Genomic DNA, 13,736 nt, shown 5'->3' on the forward strand with positions numbered 1-13,736 from the left:
AGGAGATTGGCGAAAATGGCTTATAAAGATCCCGAAAACACGATCCTGCTCGAAACGACCAAAGGCAATGTCGTCATCGAGCTCTACCCGGACCTCGCGCCGGAACACGTCAACCGCATCAAGGAACTCGCCCGCGAAGGCGCTTATGACGGCGTCGTCTTCCACCGCGTGATCGACGGCTTCATGGCGCAGACCGGTGACGTCAAGTTCGGCAAGAAGGGTGGCGCCTCGTTCAATCCTTCGCGCGCCGGCATGGGCGGTTCGGACAAGCCGGATCTCAAGGCTGAATTTTCCAACGCCAACCACGGCCGCGGCGCATGCTCGATGGCGCGTGCGCAAAACCCGAATTCCGCCAACTCGCAGTTCTTCATCTGCTTCGACGATGCCGGCTTCCTGAACCGTCAGTACACGGTTTGGGGCCAGGTCATCGAAGGCATGGACAATGTCGACAAGATCAAGCGCGGCGAACCCGTGCAGGACCCGGATTCGATCGTTTCGATGCGCGTTGCTGCGGACGTTGAGTAAGATCGTTTCGTTGCATCATGCGTGTTGATCTTTTCGATTTCGATCTGCCGGAAGAGAACATCGCATTGAGACCAGCAGAGCCGCGCGATTCAGCGCGGCTTTTGCTTGTAAAGGCGGATGGCTCGGACCTTGGCGACGATAAAGTGCTTAATCTTGGCAATTATCTGCGTGAAGGCGACGCGCTCGTTTTCAATGATACCAAGGTGATACCAGCGCAACTTGAAGGCTTTCGCGAGCGTGAGGGGGTGCGCGCGCAGATTAGCGCAACCTTGCATATGCGCACCGGCCCGGATCGTTGGAAGGCGTTTTTGCGTCCGGCAAAGCGTATCAAGGAAGGAGAGCGCATCGATTTCGGCCAGGGCAATAATTCGTGCCTGCTCGGCTCGCTGCAAGCAACGGTGGCCGAGAAGGGCGAGGCGGGCGAAGCCCTGCTCGTGTTCGATTTCAGCGGAGCGGATTTGGACCAGGCCATCGCCGCTGTCGGCCATATCCCGCTGCCACCCTATATCGCCTCGAAGCGGGCGGACGACAGCCGCGACCGCGACGATTACCAGACCGTCTATGCCCGCGAGGAAGGCGCTGTTGCCGCCCCGACGGCCGGTCTGCATTTTACGCCCGGTCTCCTTGACGATTTGAAGCAACGCGGCATCGAGGAACATTTCGTGACGCTGCATGTCGGGGCAGGGACGTTTCTTCCCGTAAAGGCCGACGATACCGCCGAACACAAGATGCATGCCGAAATCGGCCATGTCGACCAGGCCACTGCCGATGCGCTCAATGCGGTCAGGGCGCGCGGAGGGCGGATCGTCAGCGTCGGTACGACGTCGCTGCGGCTTCTCGAAAGCGCAACGGGCGAAGACGGGATTGTTCGCGCATGGTCAGGAGCGACCGACATATTCATTACGCCAGGCTACCGTTTCCGGGCCGTCGACATGCTGATGACCAATTTTCACCTGCCGCGCTCGACGCTGTTCATGCTCGTTTCGGCCTTCAGCGGCATGGATCGCATGCGGGACGCCTATGAATATGCCATCGAAAATCACTACCGCTTCTATTCCTATGGCGATGCAAGCCTGTTATGGCGATCAGAATGACCAGCACCAATTTTGAATTCAAACTGATTGCCAGCGATGGCAAGGCGCGACGCGGCGCGATCACCATGCCACGCGGCACGATCCGCACCCCCGCGTTCATGCCGGTGGGAACCGGCGGCACCGTCAAGGCGATGTATATGGACCAGGTGCGCGAGCTTGGCGCCGACATCATCCTTGGCAACACCTATCACCTGATGCTGCGCCCGACCGCTGAACGCGTTGCGCGGCTTGGCGGGCTGCACGAGTTCGCCAGATGGCCAGGACCGATCCTGACGGATTCCGGCGGGTTTCAGGTGATGTCGCTGGCGCAGTTGCGCAAGCTGACCGAAAACGGCGTCACCTTCCGCTCGCATATCGATGGCAGCGCCCACGAGATGAGCCCGGAGCGCTCGATCGAAATTCAGGGGCTGCTCGATTCCGATATCCAGATGCAACTCGATGAATGCGTTGCGCTGCCTTCGACGCCGAAGGACATCGAGCGGGCCATGGAACTGTCACTGCGCTGGGCCGAGCGATGCAAGACCGCATTCGGCAATCAGCCAGGAAAAGCCATGTTCGGGATCGTGCAGGGCGGTGATGTGGCGGATCTGCGTGTTCGTTCGGCGCAGGCCCTCAAGGCCATGGACCTCAAGGGCTATGCCGTGGGCGGTCTTGCCGTCGGCGAGCCGCAAGAGGTCATGCTCGACATGCTCGACATTACCTGCCCGGAACTGCCGGCGGAAAAGCCGCGCTATCTGATGGGCGTCGGCACGCCTGACGATATCCTGAAGTCGGTGGCGCGCGGCATTGATATGTTCGATTGCGTGATGCCGACGCGGGCAGGCCGGCACGGTCTCGCCTTTACCCGTCGCGGCAAGGTCAATCTGCGCAATGCCCGGCATGCGGACGATCCGCGGCCGCTCGACGAAGAATCATCCTGTCCTGCGGCACGTGACTACAGCCGAGCCTATCTTCATCACCTCGTCAAATCTGGTGAGGCGCTTGGCGGCATGCTGCTGACATGGAACAATCTCGCCTATTACCAGCAACTCATGCAAGGTATACGCGGCGCGATAGAGACTGGAACATATGTCCCGTTCTGTGAAGAGACGCAGGCCGAATGGGCGAAGGGGGATCTCCCCGCTTACCCATAGTCGAGATCAGGCGACGGCCGGCGTTTCCACCGGCGCGGGGTCGGCAGGTTCGAAGAGATTTTTCAGGCGGTCGATCGCGGCGATCTGTTCAGCCCGATCGAGAACGTTCATCTCGAACAGCTTGAGGCTGCGCAGACCCTCAATGGTCAGGAAAACCATCATCGCCAGCATTGGGTCGGCTGCGTTTTCACGCATGCGTTGCAGCAATTGCTTGTTGTAGCGGCGGATCGGCTCGAGAAACCCCGGATCGTTGGCGATAGCCGCAAGAATACCCGAAGGCTCGGGCTCGTTGCAGACGAATTCGGCACGGTAGACAGCGATGACGGCAAGGACGACGCTGTTCGGGCCGAAGTTGCGGGAAGCCTCTTCACGGCGAAGTGATTGGTCAAATTCCGAGACGTGCTGCTCTACCAGACCTTCGAGCAATTTGGCCTTGGTTGGAAATGTATAAAGCAGTCCACCCTTCGAAAGTCCCGCTCGTTTGGCCACAGCATCGAGTGAAAGATTCACCGGTCCCACCTCCTTGGTGATCTCCGCTGCCGCCTGCAGGATCTTGTCTCTTGTCGTTGGGATGTCCGCCACCATTCTGAAACTTTCGTCGTAGGGTTGTTGCCAAAACAATATTGACATTACCGTCCAGACGGTACAGTACTTCGCCCGCGGTAATCAAGTCCGCGTAAATCAATCCCCGTAAGAAAGGCTGGCAGACATATTTGCTGGCCATTGTTTTGTTTCGGAGCAGTCTCCTCATGATCAAGCGGTTCCTACTTCCCGTTATCATCCTCGTCCTGGTCGTATTGCTGGGCGTCGGGCTGGTCGGATTCAATCTGTTCCGTGACAAGGCAATCAAGGATTTCTTTGCGACGATGCAGCAGCCGGCTTCGCCGGTTTCGACCTACACGGTCGAGCCGACATCATGGACGCCGGAAATCGAGGCAATCGGCACGGTGAGCGCTATCCAGGGCGTCGAACTCTCCGTCGAGGTTGCCGGCATCGTCAAGGATATCCCGTTCACGGCGAATCAGGTCATCCAGAAGGGCGCCCCGCTGCTCCAGCTCGATGACGCGATCGAAAAGGCCGATATCGTTGCTGCACAGGCACAGAATGTGCTTATGGACCAGACGCTCGAGCGCGCCCGCACGCTGAACACACGTGGTGTTGGTGCCGTGTCCAACGTCGACGAGGCCCAGGCGGCATCGCTCGCGAAAAAAGCCGAGATCGCCAAGCTGCAGGCCGTCATGGACCAGAAGCTCATCAAGGCGCCGTTCACCGGCACAGTCGGTATTCCGCGCATCGAGCTTGGTCAGTATCTCGCACCTGGCACTGTAGTCGTGAGCTTGCAGGACCTTTCGACGATGCGCGTCGATTTCACCGTTCCCGAGCAGACCTTGAGCCAGCTCAAGGTCGGCCAGCCAATCCGGCTCGGCCTGACCGATGGTGACATCAACATCAAGGGTGAAATAACGGCCATTGAGCCGCGCATCGATCCCGCGACGCGTCTTGTTTCGGTTCGCGCCAAGGTCGACAATTCCGAAGGCAAGCTGCGCCCCGGCCAGTTCGCACAGGTCCGCGTCGGACTGCCGAAGGAAGACGATGTTCTGACCTTGCCGCAGACGGCGCTCGTTTCCAGTCTTTACGGCGACTACGTGTTTGTTGTCCGTCCGGCCGAACAGAAGCCCGAGGAAAAGAAGCCGACCGAACAGCAGCAGCCCGGCGCCGCATCCGCCGAGACGGCAAAGCCAGCCGACGAAAAGGCAAAGGAAGAGCCGAAGCTTGTTGTCGCTCAGGTATTCGTGACGCCCGGACGCCGATCCGGCCTGAATGTCGAGATCACCAAGGGTCTTAAGCCCGGCGACATCGTCGTCACCGCCGGCCAGAACCGCCTGAACCCCGGTGCTGCCGTCAAGATTACCAACGATGTCAATCCCGCCAACACCAAAGACGCAGGGCTGCCCACAAAATGAACTTCTCAGAAATCTTCATTCGCCGTCCGGTCCTTTCGACGGTCGTTGCTCTGATGATCATTCTGCTCGGCGCGCAGGGGCTCGTGAACCTTTCGGTTCGCGAATATCCGAAGGTCGAGGAAACGGTTATCACGATCAAAACCGCCTATGCGGGTGCCAGTGCCGACCTTATGCAGGGCTTCATTTCAGCGCCTATCGCCAAGGCCGTGACCACGACGGAAAACATCGACTACGTAACGTCCTCGTCGGGTCCGTCATCGAGTACGGTAACCGTTCAGATGAAACTCGGCGCCGATCCCGACGCCGCGCTTACCGAAGTTATCTCGAAGGTCAACCAGGTGCGCGGTGATTTGCCGGCCGAGGCTGACGACCCGGTCATCACCAAGGGCACGGGCCAGGACTTCGCGACAATGTACCTCGCAGTACAGAATCCGAACATGACCAGCGAGCAGATCACCGAATATCTGGAGCGCGTTATCCAGCCGCGCATGTCGACGATTCAGGGCGTGGCCGATGCGCAGATTCTCGGCGGCCAGGTGTTCTCGATGCGCGTCTGGATCGACCCGATCAAGCTCGCGGCTCGCAAGACGACGGCATCGGAAGTGCTGACGGCGATCAACCAGTCGAACTTCCTGTCGGCGCCGGGCAAGGTCGAAAACCTCTATACGGCCTCACCAATCACGTTGAAGACGACGTTGCAGACGCCGGAAGCCTTCGGCGCAATGCCGATCAAATCCGACGGCGACAATATTGTGCGCCTCAGGGATGTGGCGCGCATCGAGCTTGGTGCCGTCAACAAGGATACGATTGTGACCTTCAACGGGTCCAGCGGCACCTTCCTTGGCGTCTTCCCGACTCCCGCTGCAAATCCGATCGATATGACGGCGGCGGTCCGTGCCGAACTGCCGTCGATCCAGGCAACCCTGCCTGATGGGATGTCGATCGTCCTCCTCTACGACGCGACGGAACAGATCAGTTCATCGATCCACGAGGTGTTCAAGACCATCGGCGAGGCGGTTCTTATCGTCGTCCTGGTGATCCTCCTGTTCCTCGGCTCGTTCAGGTCGGTCATCATCCCGGTCGTCACCATTCCGATCTCGCTTGTGGGCGTGTGCTTCTTCCTGTTCATCCTAGGCTATTCCATCAACCTTCTGTCACTGCTCGCAATGGTTCTCGCGATCGGCCTCGTCGTCGATGACGCGATCGTGGTGCTGGAGAATATCCACCGCCACATCGAGGAGGGGCTCCGGCCGGTCGATGCCGCACTGAAGGGCATGAAGGAAATCACGGGTCCGATCGTCGCCATGACCATCACACTCGCCGCGGTGTTTGCGCCGCTCGGCTTTACCGGTGGTTTGACGGGTGCGCTTTTCCGCGAGTTCGCTTTCACGCTCGCGGGTGCCGTTATCATCTCTGGCGTTGCGGCCTTGACCGTTTCGCCAATGATGTGCGCGCTTCTGTTGAAGCCTGGCAATCACAGCCGTTTCCAACGGATTGTCGACAACACTTTCGGTTGGCTGGAGCGCGCCTATGAACGCCGCGTGGCCGGGTCGCTGAATTTCCGTTTCCTGACGCTGTTCATCGTCATCGCACTGGTCTCGCTGACCGGCTTCCTCTTTACCAAGACCTCATCGGAACTTGCTCCCGAAGAGGATTCCGGCGCCCTGTTTGCGATCGTCAACGCACCACAATATGCGACTTCGGACTACACCAAGCTCTATGCGGATCAGATCGACGCGCTGACCAAGGACCTGCCGGAACTCAAGGCCCGGTTCAACATCCTCGGTCTCGGCACGACGAATTCGGCCTTCGCTATCTGGGTGTTCAAGGACTGGACCCAGCGCGAAAAGTCGCAAAAGCAGCTTCAGCAGGAACTGCAGGGGATGATCAGCCCAATTGCAGGTGCCGAAGCCTTCATCTTCGCGCCGCCGACATTGCCCGGTACGGGCGGCGGTCTGCCGATTTCGGTCGTCATTCAGTCTACGGGACCGGCCGACAAGGTCTACGAGGTGGCCGAGGAGATCAAGAAGCAGGCACAGGCGTCGGGTCAGTTCATCATTGTCCAGAACTCGCTGTCGTTCAATGCGCCGCAGGTGACAGTCACGATCGATCGCGACCGTGCTTCGGCCCTTGGCGTTCCCGTCAGCGATATCGGCCAGACGCTCGGCCTGCTCGTCGGCGGCGGCAAGATCTCGAAGTTTGACCGCGATTCCAACAGCTATGACATTATTCCTCAAGTGCCGCAGGATTACCGGGCCAATCCGGAAAGCCTCGGACAGTACTTCGTCAAGAGCGCGTCGGGCGAAATGGTGCCGTTGTCTGCGGTGATCAAGATCACCGAGAATGCGTCACCGGCGGCGATCGAACAGTTCAACCAGCTGAATTCGGCGACGATTTCCGCGCTGCCGATGCCTGGCGTCACGACAGGTCAGGGATTGCAGACGATCATCGATACGGCTCGCCCGTTGATGCCGGATGGGTTCTTCATGGACTATTCGGGTCAGTCGCGACTCGAGATCGAGCAGGGCAGCACGATCCTGATCGCGTTTGTTCTCGCCGTCGTGGTTATCTATCTCGTCCTTGCGGCGCAGTTCGAAAGCTTCCGCGACCCGTTCATCATCATGATGTCAGTGCCGTTGTCGATTTTCGGCGCGATCGTCCCGCTCAATCTCGGGCTCGGAACGCTCAACATCTATACGCAGGTCGGGCTGATCACGCTTGTCGGGCTCATAACCAAGCACGGCATTCTCATGGTCGAGTTCGCCAACCAGCAGCGCGAACTGCACGGCATATCGCGTCATGACGCCATCATCCTTGCGGCGAAGACACGACTTCGTCCCATTCTGATGACGACGGCGGCGATGGCGCTTGGTGTTATTCCGCTGATCACGGCAACCGGCGCTGGTGCCGCGGCGCGTTACTCGATCGGTCTCGTGATCTTTTCCGGCATCATCGTCGGAACGATCTTCACGCTCTTCGTCGTGCCGATGTTCTATACGTTCATCTCGCGCAAGGACGTGGCCGTCGAATCCGAGAAAACGCCGGACGCCCAGCCTGAATTCGGCCGGGCCTGACGAACTTACACTTGGAAATAAAGAGGCCCCCGAACGGTAGCGTTCGGGGGCTTTTTCTTTTGATCGCTTCGATCAGGCGCGTTTGAAGGCGCGCAATATGACGAGAAGGATGATTGCGCCGATGGCGGCTGCGATGATGGCGCCGAGAATGCCGCCGCCAATGGAAATGTGGAGGGCGGGAAACAGGTAGCCGGCAATAAGGGCGCCGATAACGCCGACGACAAGGTCGCCAACGAGGCCGAAGCCGCCGCCCCGGACAAGCTGGCTCGCGAGCCAGCCAGCAATCAAGCCCACCAGAAGAAAGATAAGAAGACTTTCTGCACCCATCTTGGAATCTCCATGAACCGGTTTCGTTGTGATGGTTCGCCAGCCCCTGGATGCTTCAGTCCATGCTTGGCAGGAGAATCACCTGCCCGATGCTACGACGGCAATCGATCTTTGCACAACGAATCTTGCCAACGTGGTAACTGGCACCAGCGGCACGCAAAAATACCGGCCGCGGACTGCCACGGCCGGTATGTTATCAAATTTGCAAGCCTTCTTACTGAACGGTCGTTGCAGCCGGCTTGGCAGGTACCTTCTTCGTGGTGGTCTTGTGAACCTTCTTCACGTGATGCTTTGGCATGACCTTCTGCGTGGAGGTCGAGGCGGTTGTGCTGGCTGCGGCGGCTGCATAAGCGCCAGAGCTGAGGACGGGAGCCGAGACGGCGAGGGCGACAGCGAGACCGAGAGCAGTGTAGAGGGACTTTTTCATGGCATCAGTTTCCTTTTGAAGCGGGCTTCGTGGATGCGGTCAATCATCGACCGGCCGCACCCCAAGCAGCTTCAACGCCTGGGCGTAATCTCTAATTCCCTGCGCCTGCTTGTTGCTCGCGCAGAAATTAGCCGCCTGCTTTTGAAGTGCTTTCGCCTTGGCCGCCCGTTTGGCCTCGGCATGTTCGGTGAGTGCGTGTTGAGTCTGTAGCTGAAGTTTGCCGCACAACTCTGTGCGGGTAAGCGTCTCGTCGGCGTTCGACTGTCCGGCCGAGGCGGAGAGGACGATCCCCCCGGCGAGGATGGCGGTCGAAATGGCAGTGAAGGAGTTGAAGAAAGCCATTGCGGTGTACCAGCATCCATTCTGCAAACAGTTGAAACCGACGCACCCTTTATCGGGCAGCACTGTTGCCCCGTTTTTTCTCCTTCGTGGTGTTTTGTTTCTGGAATGTTTCTGAAGCCACAATCCCGAAAATTTGCGTGGCTTTTCGGCCGCAACCGCGCGTAAGACTCGAAGTGCAATGTCAGGTGGGAAGGACTTTGGGAAAAGATATGAAATCCGAGCCGCACATACTGATTGTCGATGATGACGATGCGATCCGCGATCTCCTGCATGAGTTCCTCAAGAAGCGCGGCATGCAGGTCTCGGTCGCTCGTGACGGCGAGGAAATGCAGGCGGTCATGGCGCGCAGTCCCATCGATATCCTTATCCTCGACGTGATGCTGCCCGGCAAAAGCGGTATGGAAATCTGCCGCGAGATCAGGATGCATTCGCGTGTGCCGATCATCATGCTGACGGCCATTGCCGAAACCACCGATCGCGTTGTCGGGCTGGAGATGGGTGCCGACGATTATGTCTCCAAGCCATTCGATCCACGGGAATTGCTGGCGCGGGTGCGGGCGGTGCTGCGCCGACTCGAGACGCCCGGAGCAGACCGCCGCGCGGAACCCAAGATTTACAAGTTCGCTGGCTGGAGCATGGATTGTTCGCGCCGGCGCCTCGTTTCGCCAGATGAGGTGAGGGTGGAACTTACGACAGGCGAGTTCAATCTGCTTGAGGCGCTGGTGAAGAGTTCGCAGCGCATGCTCAGCCGCGATCAGTTGCAGGAACTGGCCGGAAGCAGCACCGCCTATGGCTATGATCGCAGCGTCGACATTCTCATCAGCCGGCTAAGGCGCAAGATGGAAGACGATTCGCGATCCCCAAAGCTGATCTTGACGATCCGGGGCGGCGGTTATCAATTCGTGCCGGAAGTCACTGCCGAATGAACCGCTATCTGCCCCAGTCACTGCCAAGCTGGATATTGCTTGTCCTGATAGCCGGGCTTTTGACGTCGCAAGTCGCAACCCTTTCTATCGTCGCGCGCGACCGGGCCGAAAATACCGAAATCCTTGAGTTTTTCCGACTGAACGAACGGGCTCATACGCTGGCTAAAGTGTTTTCCGCAGTGCCGGGGGCGCAGCGCAAGCAGCTTGTCACCGCCTTTTCGAATTCAGCCAATACGATGAGCCTGTCCGCCGAGCCGGTCGTCAAGTCGGCCATTGCCGCCGACGACAGCCTGGCGGAACTTGAAGACGTTCTTGTCGCGCAGCTCCAGGAATTCGGCGTGACCGATGCCCGCATCGGCCGTGTGCTCGCACAGGTTCCGACTGGACAACTTGCCAATACCAACGCGCCGGACGATCCCGACGCCGGCCTTATCGAGCGTCAACTCTCGGATATTGCCGAGGACTTGAGCCAGAGCGATGGCCTCGCCGCATCGATACGTTTCAACGATGGTCAATGGCTGAACTTCGTCACGCCCATTACGCCGCCCCATCCGATATTTTCGGGTCAGTCATTGCCGCTCTTCGGCGGCGTTGCCGCGGCGGTCATCGGCATGTCGATATGGGCGACGCGGCGGCTCACTGCACCCTACCGTGCCCTTGAGCGGGCCGTGAAGCGCATTGGCGAGGATGTGAAGGCGCCGCCGCTGCCGGTGATCGGCAGCAGCGAATACAAATCAGCGGCGAGGGCGGTCAACACCATGCAGGCCCAGTTGCGCGCCTACGTGGCGGACCGCGAGCAGCTTGCGGCGGCGCTTGCCCATGATCTGCGCACGCCCTTGACCCGCATCCGGCTGCGGCTCGAACTGCTGCGTAACGCGCCGGTTCGCCAGCAGATTGCCCATGATCTCAATGATATCGAAGGGATAGCCCGGTCGGTCATCGACTTTGCAAGCTATGAGATCGTTGACGAGACGCCCGAAAAAATCGACTTTTGGTCCCTCGTTGATGCGATTGCCGACAATTATTCGCAAGTCTCGTTCGAAACGTCGGTCTCACGCGCCTTTGTCTGTTCGGGGCGTCCCATGGCGTTGCGCCGATGCGTGACCAATCTCATCGACAATGCGGTGACCTACGGCAGCAAGGCGCACCTTGATCTAGCGCAGCGGGATGGCGACATCGTCCTCACGATCCGGGATGAAGGCCCCGGTATCCCGGCGGAGAAACTCGACGAGGTGTTCCAGCCATTTCGCAGGGTCGAGACGTCCCGCAATCGCCAGACAGGCGGATTTGGTCTCGGGCTGACCATAGCGCGCAATATCGCGCGACGCAGCGGCGGTGACATTACGCTTGCAAATGATCCTGCCGGGGGTCTGCGCGCGGAGTTGCGTATTCCTCGCGCTGCCTGAAGCGAAGGGGCAAATCCGTCAATGCGATGTTATGAAGGCCTTGCGGATCTCGAACAGCGCCTTGGCGATGGCAATGTCGGCTTCCGAGCCTGCATTTTCCGCCGTCGTCTCGACGAGTTGTTCTCCAAGTTCGGAGAGCGCGAGGGCGACATCATACTGGTCCCAGCCGGCGCTTAGGGCCTGGCTTACAAGATCCTCAAATCCGGCACGGAGCGCTGCCTTGCATTCGGCAGCCTGGCTCAACGGATCGTCGGTTCTTTTGGGCGGCGAAATAGTCATGGCGCTGATAGTAAAGGCGAACCGGCGACAGGCAATCCGGCAGAAAGTGGTAGGTCCTGTTCGATTGGATTAAGTAGTGCCCGGCAACGCGTAGTCGCCGCAATAAATACACCGCGTAGGAAAACGGCCGGGGGAGGCGCGCGATTTAGATCGTCACTACTCCCCTTGCACCTTTTCGAGGCTTGATGAGTAGAATGCCCGCGCATCGGCGCTCAGCGCCTGCCTTGAACCGGTGCGCGTGTAGAACATGTGGCCGCCGCGGTAGAGCTTGAGCTCCACCCTTCCTGCGCTCAGCGTCGCCGGCAGGTGATCTATGACGTATTTGTTGATCCCGTAAGGCGTGAGCGCATCGCTGTAGCCGTGGGCCACGAGCAGGCGAAACGACGGGATGACCGACAGAAGTTCGCGTATGTCGCCTGCCGCGCTTGCCCGCGTGCGGCCGCCGCCGTTCTCGTTCTGGCTCCATTTCCACTTTTCGTTGACGTTGTTGGCAAGCAGATTGTAGGTGAGCTCAGTCTCGAAGCCGAGTTCGTTGCGGGCGTAGCTTGCGAAGGCTGCGCCATAGGCGCGGGTAAAACCATCGAGAACCGGGTCGCCCCCCTCTTCGGAGTCGGATTCAGGATAAGGGTCCGGCGCTGCGAGCGACGCATCATAGCGGCTGACGACTTCGGACGAGGCGCTTTTCGAGTTTTTGACATAGACGTCGGTGAGAAAGCCGCGGGCGCGCGTCACCACCGCTTCGGGTATGCCGGTCATCTGCGCGATCCGGGCATAGAGGTTTTTTGCGGCATCGCCCGCGGGTTCCGGTCCGGAAAGGGCGACGAGATAGTCTGTCATCGCAAATTTTTCGGCCTCTGCGACAGCGCCCGGATCGAAGGCGTTCTTGCGCTCAAGCTCGCCGGCGGTAAGGGAGGGTAATTGCAGCGCCGCCCATAGCGGATAGCGCCGATCGCCGAAGAGGAGATTTCCCTCGATGAGCGGCGACAGCATTACGATGCCTGATACCAGTATGCCCTGACTGTCCTTCAGCCGCGTCGCGACCTTTGCGGCGCGAAAACCGCCATAGCTTTCGCCAAGCAGGAACTTCGGCGCGGCCATGCGATCGTTCTGCGCAACGTAAAGCGCGATCGCCTTGGCCATACTGTCGGCGTCTTCGCCGATCCCGTAGAAGTCCGCAGCGACTTTGTCGTTGCTGGCGCGGCTCCATCCTGTTCCCACCGGATCGATCAGGACGAGATCGGTGAAGGCGAGCCAACTGTCCGGATTGTCGGTAAGAGCCGGACTGGTGCCGCCTTCGCCATGCGGCCCGAACTCCAGAATGCGCGGTCCTACCAATCCAAGGTGAAGGTAGGCGGAAGCTGCGCCCGGTCCGCCGTTGAAGGCAAAGGTGATTGGCCGGCCGGGCGTGCGGTCGCGCGCGGCATAGGCGGTGTAGAACATCTTCGCCATCGGCTTGCCATCCTGCCCATAAAGGACCAGCGTACCCGCGGTCGCCGTATAGGGCAGGTCGCCGGCAGCGGTCTTCAGCACGTGCTCGGTTACCGAATTTGCCGGAAGCAGGCCGAGGATGCCTGAACCGGCCGCGGCAGCGCCTGCCTCGGGGCCTGCATCGGCGGCGCTGGGATTATCGGTCTGGCTGCCATGGGGCGCATGGTCCTGCGGGGCAGCGGGCGTTGCCAGAAACATCGACGCAAGTGCTAGGCACAAAAGAAAACGTTGGAGATACAATGGCTTCGTCCTTTGAAAACAGAAATACAGGGCGAGTGTATTGCTGTTGATCGGCAGGAGGAAACTCAAACTAAATTGATCCCGGCCAGATGGCGCCAGTTCGCTATAGCAAACTTTCGCTGCCGAACTCGCGGCTATATTGCTCCTGGGTGATCTCCTGCACGGTGCAGGCCTTGTATTCAGGTGTATCGAGCCCGAAACCCCGGGCGAGGCATTTGCGCTCAACCGCGCCGGCAAGCTGCCCCAACTGCCCATAGGACATTTGCTCCAGTGGTGGCCGGCTCGCGCAACCGGTGAGAGCGAAGACGCCGAGCAGCGCAAGCATGATAGCGTTGGCTTTCATGCGGCGAGGGTGGCGAAAAGGGGTGAATGAAGGGTTAAGTTAATTTGATGTTGGTGAGCGCGCAGGGATTCGAACCCTGGACCTACTGATTAAAAGTCAGCTCAGATACCCTTTCATACCCGTACAAATCAGTTCACCCGCCTCAAGCTAAGTGTCGTAAATTCTATG

General features: G+C 59.3%; 14 protein-coding genes and 1 tRNA gene. 7 read left to right on the forward strand and 8 right to left on the reverse strand.

What is annotated here, in order from left to right:
- The first annotated feature begins 15 nt into the window (after positions 1-15).
- From HQ945_RS21660 to tgt, 3 genes are read left to right on the forward strand one after another with little or no spacing between them, the layout of a single operon-like run.
- Positions 16-525, forward strand: a complete 510-nt coding sequence (locus HQ945_RS21660; RefSeq protein ID WP_091922911.1) for a peptidylprolyl isomerase — start codon at positions 16-18, stop codon at positions 523-525.
- Between the two features lie 17 nt (positions 526-542).
- Positions 543-1,619, forward strand: a complete 1,077-nt coding sequence (gene queA / locus HQ945_RS21665) for a tRNA preQ1(34) S-adenosylmethionine ribosyltransferase-isomerase QueA (protein ID WP_113280493.1) — start codon at positions 543-545, stop codon at positions 1,617-1,619.
- Positions 1,616-2,752, forward strand: coding sequence for a tRNA guanosine(34) transglycosylase Tgt (tgt, locus tag HQ945_RS21670; protein ID WP_027233229.1), 1,137 nt, complete (start codon positions 1,616-1,618; stop codon positions 2,750-2,752). Before queA ends, tgt begins: the two co-directional genes overlap by 4 nt.
- A gap of 6 nt (positions 2,753-2,758) precedes the next feature.
- Here the strand turns inward: tgt and HQ945_RS21675 are convergent, their stop codons facing one another.
- Positions 2,759-3,337 (reverse strand): TetR/AcrR family transcriptional regulator, encoded by a 579-nt coding sequence (locus tag HQ945_RS21675; protein ID WP_027233230.1) that lies wholly within the window; start codon positions 3,335-3,337, stop codon positions 2,759-2,761.
- A gap of 164 nt (positions 3,338-3,501) precedes the next feature.
- Here HQ945_RS21675 and HQ945_RS21680 point away from each other — a divergent pair, with 164 nt between their 5' ends.
- A complete protein-coding gene (locus tag HQ945_RS21680) occupies positions 3,502-4,716 on the forward strand; it encodes an efflux RND transporter periplasmic adaptor subunit (protein WP_113280494.1) in 1,215 nt (404 codons plus the stop codon).
- On the forward strand, positions 4,713-7,790 hold the full coding sequence (locus HQ945_RS21685; RefSeq protein ID WP_027233232.1) for an efflux RND transporter permease subunit: 3,078 nt from the start codon (positions 4,713-4,715) through the stop codon (positions 7,788-7,790). The genes HQ945_RS21680 and HQ945_RS21685 overlap by 4 nt, the downstream gene beginning before the upstream one ends.
- Before the next feature lie 72 nt (positions 7,791-7,862).
- Here HQ945_RS21685 and HQ945_RS21690 read toward each other — a convergent pair whose 3' ends face one another.
- The 3 genes from HQ945_RS21690 to HQ945_RS21700 form a co-directional block, all read right to left on the reverse strand.
- Entirely contained in the window at positions 7,863-8,117 is a 255-nt protein-coding gene (locus HQ945_RS21690; RefSeq protein WP_113280495.1) for a GlsB/YeaQ/YmgE family stress response membrane protein, read from the reverse strand.
- Between the two features lie 214 nt (positions 8,118-8,331).
- Entirely contained in the window at positions 8,332-8,544 is a 213-nt protein-coding gene (locus tag HQ945_RS21695; RefSeq protein WP_027233234.1) for a hypothetical protein, read from the reverse strand.
- A gap of 39 nt (positions 8,545-8,583) precedes the next feature.
- Positions 8,584-8,886 carry a hypothetical protein gene (locus HQ945_RS21700; protein WP_091922908.1) on the reverse strand — a complete coding sequence of 101 codons (303 nt, stop codon included), beginning with the start codon at positions 8,884-8,886 and terminating at the stop codon, positions 8,584-8,586.
- Positions 8,887-9,095: 209 nt separating this feature from the next.
- On the opposite strand from HQ945_RS21700, the gene HQ945_RS21705 reads away from it, so the two are divergent.
- Both HQ945_RS21705 and HQ945_RS21710 read left to right on the forward strand, forming a co-directional pair.
- The gene (locus HQ945_RS21705; protein ID WP_113280496.1) at positions 9,096-9,812 is read left to right on the forward strand and encodes a response regulator; all 717 of its coding nucleotides are present in this window, start codon (positions 9,096-9,098) and stop codon (positions 9,810-9,812) included.
- Entirely contained in the window at positions 9,809-11,218 is a 1,410-nt protein-coding gene (locus HQ945_RS21710) for a sensor histidine kinase (RefSeq protein WP_113280497.1), read from the forward strand. The genes HQ945_RS21705 and HQ945_RS21710 overlap by 4 nt, the downstream gene beginning before the upstream one ends.
- 18 nt (positions 11,219-11,236) lie before the next feature.
- On the opposite strand, the gene HQ945_RS21715 is transcribed toward HQ945_RS21710, so the two are convergent.
- The 4 genes from HQ945_RS21715 to HQ945_RS21730 all read right to left on the reverse strand — a co-directional run bounded on the left by HQ945_RS21715 (position 11,237) and on the right by HQ945_RS21730 (position 13,689).
- A complete protein-coding gene (locus tag HQ945_RS21715; protein ID WP_091922902.1) occupies positions 11,237-11,497 on the reverse strand; it encodes a hypothetical protein in 261 nt (86 codons plus the stop codon).
- 156 nt (positions 11,498-11,653) lie between these two features.
- Positions 11,654-13,183, reverse strand: coding sequence for a S10 family peptidase (locus tag HQ945_RS21720; RefSeq protein ID WP_113280498.1), 1,530 nt, complete (start codon positions 13,181-13,183; stop codon positions 11,654-11,656).
- Positions 13,184-13,328: 145 nt separating this feature from the next.
- Positions 13,329-13,568 carry a hypothetical protein gene (locus tag HQ945_RS21725; RefSeq protein ID WP_162737165.1) on the reverse strand — a complete coding sequence of 80 codons (240 nt, stop codon included), beginning with the start codon at positions 13,566-13,568 and terminating at the stop codon, positions 13,329-13,331.
- A 51-nt stretch (positions 13,569-13,619) separates the two neighbouring features.
- Positions 13,620-13,689 (reverse strand) — tRNA-Lys (locus HQ945_RS21730).
- Positions 13,690-13,736 lie beyond the last annotated feature (47 nt).

The organism is Phyllobacterium pellucidum, from assembly GCF_013327855.1.
GTDB classification, from domain to species: Bacteria; Pseudomonadota; Alphaproteobacteria; order Rhizobiales; family Rhizobiaceae; genus Phyllobacterium; species Phyllobacterium pellucidum.

What these genes read in the sequence shown, in the direction of transcription:
- HQ945_RS21685 (WP_027233232.1), top strand. Translation starts at nt 4,713, where the DNA reads ATGAACTTCTCAGAAATCTTCATTCGCCGTCCGGTCCTTTCGACGGTC.
- HQ945_RS21700 (WP_091922908.1), bottom strand. Translation starts at nt 8,886, where the DNA reads ATGGCTTTCTTCAACTCCTTCACTGCCATTTCGACCGCCATCCTCGCC.
- queA (WP_113280493.1), top strand. Translation starts at nt 543, where the DNA reads ATGCGTGTTGATCTTTTCGATTTCGATCTGCCGGAAGAGAACATCGCA.
- HQ945_RS21675 (WP_027233230.1), bottom strand. Translation starts at nt 3,337, where the DNA reads ATGGTGGCGGACATCCCAACGACAAGAGACAAGATCCTGCAGGCGGCA.
- HQ945_RS21680 (WP_113280494.1), top strand. Translation starts at nt 3,502, where the DNA reads ATGATCAAGCGGTTCCTACTTCCCGTTATCATCCTCGTCCTGGTCGTA.
- HQ945_RS21705 (WP_113280496.1), top strand. Translation starts at nt 9,096, where the DNA reads ATGAAATCCGAGCCGCACATACTGATTGTCGATGATGACGATGCGATC.
- HQ945_RS21695 (WP_027233234.1), bottom strand. Translation starts at nt 8,544, where the DNA reads ATGAAAAAGTCCCTCTACACTGCTCTCGGTCTCGCTGTCGCCCTCGCC.
- tgt (WP_027233229.1), top strand. Translation starts at nt 1,616, where the DNA reads ATGACCAGCACCAATTTTGAATTCAAACTGATTGCCAGCGATGGCAAG.
- HQ945_RS21715 (WP_091922902.1), bottom strand. Translation starts at nt 11,497, where the DNA reads ATGACTATTTCGCCGCCCAAAAGAACCGACGATCCGTTGAGCCAGGCT.
- HQ945_RS21720 (WP_113280498.1), bottom strand. Translation starts at nt 13,183, where the DNA reads ATGTTTCTGGCAACGCCCGCTGCCCCGCAGGACCATGCGCCCCATGGC.
- HQ945_RS21660 (WP_091922911.1), top strand. Translation starts at nt 16, where the DNA reads ATGGCTTATAAAGATCCCGAAAACACGATCCTGCTCGAAACGACCAAA.
- HQ945_RS21690 (WP_113280495.1), bottom strand. Translation starts at nt 8,117, where the DNA reads ATGGGTGCAGAAAGTCTTCTTATCTTTCTTCTGGTGGGCTTGATTGCT.
- HQ945_RS21710 (WP_113280497.1), top strand. Translation starts at nt 9,809, where the DNA reads ATGAACCGCTATCTGCCCCAGTCACTGCCAAGCTGGATATTGCTTGTC.
- HQ945_RS21725 (WP_162737165.1), bottom strand. Translation starts at nt 13,568, where the DNA reads ATGAAAGCCAACGCTATCATGCTTGCGCTGCTCGGCGTCTTCGCTCTC.